The 659-nt window shown below is 38.1% G+C and carries 1 rRNA gene; it reads right to left on the reverse strand.

From position 1 onward, the window contains the following. Positions 1-224, reverse strand: a 23S ribosomal RNA gene (locus tag H5187_RS23885); the annotation flags it as partial. Between the last annotated feature and the right edge of the window lie 435 nt (positions 225-659).

Below are 659 nucleotides of genomic sequence, written 5' to 3' on the forward strand. Positions count from 1 at the left end.
GGTTGATTTCTTTTCCTACGGGTACTTAGATGTTTCAGTTCTCCGCGTTCGCCTCGTTAACCTATGTATTCAGTTAACGATACCTGCAAGCAGGTGGGTTTCCCCATTCGGAAATCCTAGTCTCAGTGCTTTTTACTAGCTTGACTAGGCTTATCGCAAGTTAATACGTCCTTCATCGCCTCCAACTGCCAAGGCATCCACCGTGTACGCTTAGTCACTTAACCATACAACCCAAACGGGTCTTGCTTGGTCTTTGTTACTTATGCTGCCTTGCTATCAATTTTTGCTTGGTTACATAACACGTTATGCGCCCAGCGACAAAAATATCAGCGGCGTTGCCTAAGCATCAAATCCACGTCGCAATACTAAACAATAAAGTTTAGTCATACGTTAGTGACAGTTTAACTTCGCCAGAAGTTAATATTGAATACTAAAGTAGATACCAATCAATTAACTCCTAAGAGTTAACTAAATGGCACTGAATGATACTGCTATCATTCTTTTTTACTTTTGAAAACTCTGTATAAATAACAATGTTATTCATACGAATTTTATTATCAGCTTTTCCAAATTTTTAAAGAGCAAGAGATACAAAAACCTCTCAAAATTAAACACACTCTATTCTCAGGCGATTAAGCTGCCCGATAAAAGAATATTTA

Source organism: Pseudoalteromonas sp. SG44-1, assembly GCF_014164315.1.
In the GTDB taxonomy this organism is placed as follows: Bacteria; Pseudomonadota; Gammaproteobacteria; order Enterobacterales; family Alteromonadaceae; genus Pseudoalteromonas; species Pseudoalteromonas rhizosphaerae.